Annotated in this window: 5 protein-coding genes; all 5 read right to left on the reverse strand. The window is 41.9% G+C overall.

The window, feature by feature from the left end:
- Positions 1–1,009: hypothetical protein (locus A3757_RS16205; protein ID WP_156506364.1), on the reverse strand; the 1,009-nt coding region annotated here is incomplete at its 3' end.
- 168 nt (positions 1,010–1,177) lie between these two features.
- Positions 1,178–2,206, reverse strand: coding sequence for a hypothetical protein (locus A3757_RS16210; RefSeq protein ID WP_156506365.1), 1,029 nt, complete (start codon positions 2,204–2,206; stop codon positions 1,178–1,180).
- A 95-nt stretch (positions 2,207–2,301) separates the two neighbouring features.
- Complete coding sequence (locus A3757_RS16215; RefSeq protein WP_068739929.1) at positions 2,302–3,747, reverse strand: PfkB family carbohydrate kinase; 1,446 nt, start codon at positions 3,745–3,747, stop codon at positions 2,302–2,304.
- 9 nt (positions 3,748–3,756) lie between these two features.
- A complete protein-coding gene (locus tag A3757_RS16220) occupies positions 3,757–4,818 on the reverse strand; it encodes a zinc-binding dehydrogenase (RefSeq protein WP_197470080.1) in 1,062 nt (353 codons plus the stop codon).
- A gap of 1 nt (position 4,819) precedes the next feature.
- Positions 4,820–5,126, reverse strand: a 307-nt coding sequence (locus A3757_RS26920; protein WP_197470081.1) for a hypothetical protein, incomplete at its 5' end; no start/stop codon positions are given.

Here is a 5,126-nt window from a genome sequence, read left to right on the forward strand (position 1 = left end):
CCACGCATAAAACTCTACGAAGTTCCCACATAATTCTAAAAATAGTATTGTCGGGAAGGTGCTCAAAAGCGTGTGATGAATAAGCAAGGCCTACAGACTGATTCTCAATAGGCAGTTTGACAGTTTCGTTTAAAACCAGGTTTGTGACACCCGGACTATTTATTTCATCAAAGCAGGTCCACTCTGACCAATCTCGTCGTCCGGAACCAATATTAATTTTTAACTTATCTGTAGGAAACAATGGTTGTTTCTCCTGAATTTTTGTTTGGTCATTAATCAGCTCGCTAGCCCGAAGGTAAGCAATTGAGGGGTCCACAAGATGTCTTCCAAAGTGATGTCCCAGCCATAATTGAGGTAAATCAACCAAAGCTCTCATTAAGGTAACTTCAATACAAGTCCTACCTAAGCTTAAGCCTGGTACGCCTGAGTGACTAATATCAGAGTTTTTGAACATGACACAAAGGCCGGCTGGTACATCTTTTATTTCATCATTACCAATAACTAAATAACCACTTTCCTTGTTTAGCGGGGTCAAATAAACCATGATTTTTAAATGACCTGCTTCAAGCCCATCTAAGTGCATCGCATTCGGGCCAAATCTTTCTGTACCAGGCTTAGTAGTCCATGCACGCGTGTTGACATAAACAAATGGCGATTTAACCTGACTCGAAAACTCTTCACGTAAAAAGTTATGTAACTTCCGAATGACGACAGGAATAACTCTATTTGGGTAAAGGTCATGAGCATCCTGAGTCTGACCAAGTTTCTCCACAACATCATAAGCGTGATGGTCAACCAGCAAGTCATCCACTGAAAAAATAGGAAGATCATTGTCAACTACTTGCTCATGCTCATGCTCATGCTCATGCTCATTAGAATTATCTATAAGACCTAGTAACTCGTTTATCAGCTCCTTATTCAATGTGGCAACACTAACTGATTCAGAATCACCATACTTGCTGTCTACTAGGTTTGCATGCTGTAAAAACAGTTCTCTTGCACTCACCATTCATCCTCTTCTTATATTTATGGCCTTAAGCCCAAAGCCTGATCAAAATGTTCAACCGTAATGAGTTTAATGAACTCATATATACATTATTTGACGCTATCGTAGTTATAAGCCAATAATCAGTTACTCTTAAAATCAGGTATTACTCTATACCACTTACTAATAGGACTAGTTATTCTTAAAGCTAACGGTGGCTGGAAAAGCGTCTCGCGAGCTATGTGTGCTTAGCCTTACGCAAAACTCGGACTCTTCATTACGATTGAATACATCAGTCGCTGCTTTTTTATGCTGATCAGCTTTCTCATCCACACCAACGATCCACTCGTATATCTGCGCTGTTGAAGATGAATATTCAGAAGAGCGAATACTAATTTCAGTATTTTTTTCATAAGGGACGAAAGCCTTTTCCCAGTCACTATTCAGCAAGTTGTAATGCTTACAATACTGGTCAGTCATCACTACGTGCAATTCAGGTTTACATTCGTCAACATAATCTAGGAAAGTACTAATAAACATTAAGCCATTATTGCCCGAAACTGTTGAATGCGACTTATTAATAAGATAAAGAGCGTCCAAAATATCTAGGTCGACCTGCTTAACATTGTTAAAGCGCAAGTTATTATGTACCAGCATAGCTCCCTTTAAGTTCACTAACACAGGCTGTTGGTTCTCGCCATAAAGCTCTTCTAAAGGGGACCAAAAGGTACTAGGTAAGGGCTTATTAGTATTATTACCTAGCTGAAATAATGAGTACTCCCCTTCCTTTACACCATACTTAGTTAAGATATCGTTGCGCTCATTAAAAAAGCGATTACACGGCCTTTCCATAGGAGTATCCCAATCAAGTTGAAGCATGTGCCGCCATATATCACCTAATGAAAGACCACTAGCTCCATGCCGTTTATAATGTAGGTCTTGGAATTTTGCTAAGTACCCACCGCCATATTGAGATGGCCATAGATTGATTGGAAAGTCGATATCAAAGTGATCATGTGGAATATAACCACTCGTGCTAAATGAGCGCATCAACTCCATGTCCATAGCAACAACAGCGGTAAATCGATTTGGATAAAGCGCTTCAACCATAGCCTTGTGCTCTGGCCGTACGCACAATGTAATGGGGTAGCCTGTTTTTTCTACCAAACTTCTTGCAAAAGATGCTGTCACTAGCACCTCACCAATAGAGTTCGGTGACATTAAGATCCACCCTCTTGGAGTTTGTTTTCGAATAGAGTCAACAATCTCTTTCAATTGACTTATTTGCATACGTTTATCCCTTTACAACATCCAAATCATGTATTGATTTTGCCAAAAGTATTCATAAACTCCTGCTTACTCAAGGGCTTATTCCCCATCCTGCTAACTTGTATGCCTGCTGCAACACTTCCCAGCGCTGCAGCTTGCCATGCTGACCCACCGGCTGCCAATGTAAGCCCTGAGGTAATTAACATTGAGTCACCAGCTCCAGCTACGTCAATAGGAGCATAGTTCAAGGCTGGCAGGCGGTCAGTTAGAACACTTTCTTCTTCATCTTCAATATGTAACAAAACACCTTCAGCCCCGAGCGTTAATATAATATTTTGAGCCATTGCTTTTTGCCTCAGCCTTTCAGCAATGACAACCAAACCATCTTCTTGATTTCGTAAGCTAACCCGAACCTCTCTCTCTGTGGGCGTCAGCAAATTCATCCCCTTAAAACGACTAACATCTCCTACTTGAGAAGAGCACTGGCTATCGGCAATTATTGTCACGTTATGACCGTTGCAGTGGTCTACAATTTTTTCTATCAGAGGTTGAGGTAAACAGCCATAGTTAAAATCGGAGAATACCAACAAATCAAGACCAGGTAATAAGTCTAAAATATGCTGTTCAATTTTGTTCTGAAGCTTCTTCCCGATTGACCCTTGATGTAGATGACTAACTCTTAATAGTGTTTTGTTTTGTGCTCTGAAACGCTGTTTGAGGGTCGTTGGCCTATTTTCGTCAACAAGTAAACGAGACTGCACATCATATTCTGAAAGTGCGGTTTCAGCATACTCCCGAATAGGATCATTCCCGGCTACGCTAATAAAACTTGAATTTGCTCCCAGGCCCGCGGCGTGAGCCGCGACAATTCCCGCACCACCAATAAAACGCTGCGTATCGATAGGCGTTACAACAATTGTCGGGTCCTCTTGTGACATACCTAATGGATCACAGGTAATATACTCATCAACAATAAGGTCACCAACTACGCAAACATTAACATCAGACAGCCGCCCGATAATATCGATTAAACTGTCAAACGAGAAATCATGCCTACTTGCAAACTTCTGAACCGACAATAAATCAATTCGATCCATACCAGAGAAGTTTTTTCGAATTAAGTCCAAAGAAGAAAATGCTGCTTCTCCTGAACTAAACACCAGCTTGCCGCCATATTCCTTGAGGGAGCGCTTTTCAACATTATGTACATTTTCAAACTCTTTACCCTTCACGACAATATCAGGCTTTAAGCGAGCCAATACATCCGTTACAGGTTCATCCATCAAGAAGGCCTCGGTTACCCAATTATTACTCTTGATTCCGTCTAACCTAAGCTGCTCACCAACATGGACATGATCACCGCCAATTTTGTCACTATTGACGCCCACAATCAGCCTATCCCCCATTTCCCTTGCAAAGCGGAGTAGGCGTAGATGACCCGGGTGGAGTATATTGAAGTTGCCTGAAACAAATACTGTTTGTGACTTAAGCATAATCCTGCTTCACTCTGGATTTTGAGAGTTATTTTGATGCGTCATTACAATTAAAGGCCGAAAAACACGGCCCTCTTCTAGATCATCTAATGCCGCATTGATTTGATTTAAGTCGTACCGTTTAGTTAAGAGGCCATTCAAAGGCGTAGCTACTTTTGAAAATAAACTATGGAGACGCGGGATATCTCGGTCCAGCATAACACTTCCCCCCCAACTACCAGAAATCTGCTTACCGCTAATCAAGTCGTGCGGCGAAAGTCTAATCTTCTCACCATCGGGTGGGTGTGAAGCAAAAAGTAACTGCCCGCCAAATTTCCGAATCATTGAAAAACCATCTTCTATTCCTGAAATATGACCGGTCGCTTCAATACAGAAGTCAGCACCACCTTTTGTCAAAGCCAATACTTTTTCTACAACATCATCATGCTCTGAATTTATACAATGCCTGACACCCCACCCTTTTACCTTTTCAAGTTTTTCCCTAGAAACATCTATCGCTATAATATTTTTTACACCTAGAGCAACTAAGGCCATAACCGCAGAAAGACCAATCCCACCCAAGCCCAAAACAGCAACTGTTTCTTTTGATGTAATAGTCAACTCGTTCAAGACCATTCCCGCTCCAGTAGGCAAGGCACACCCAAACAAAACTGCCGTATCAAAATCTAAGGATTCAGGCTTCAGAACAACTCGATTTTCTGCAACCACTGTAAAATTGCTGAATGTGGTAACCGGACCAGAGTTAATATTTCTAATACCATCACTATATATTGCCCCTGCTGCATCTAATCCGTCACCTTTAATCCAGCTTAGAATAACAGCATCACCAGGTGATACTTTGGTAACACCTGGTCCTATTTCAACTACAACACCCGAACCTTCATGACCTAGCAGGTGGGGTAGCCAAGAGTCTTCTCCCCGCTTGCCTCTAACCTCCATTAACTGGCTACGGCAAACCCCACTATATAGAACTTTGACGAGGACTTGGCCTTTAGCCAAAGTAGGGGCCTTAAGCCTCATTAACCGTAGAGGTTGCCCGGTTTGTTCGAGCACAGCTGCGTCTAAAAACAAACTATTCTCCCTTACTCACATCAAGTACTGGGATCTTCATTTCATTGATAAAGACATCCCTTGGCAAAAGAGGTTCTGGATCTTCATTGGGACGACCAAATTTTACCTGCGGGACAACGCGACAACACGGGTCGACCTTAACCAAACAAAAAAATGGTCCTACCCTTTCCTCAACCCGAACTAATGATTCCTCAACACCTGAGTTCTCAGTCACTTCACAGCCCGGTATTCCAAAAGACCTAGCAACACTTAATAAATTTGGCATACCCAAGCCACCAGCTTCACTCGAAGCAATGTATTGACTATCG

The organism is Oleiphilus sp. HI0117 (genome assembly GCF_001635235.1).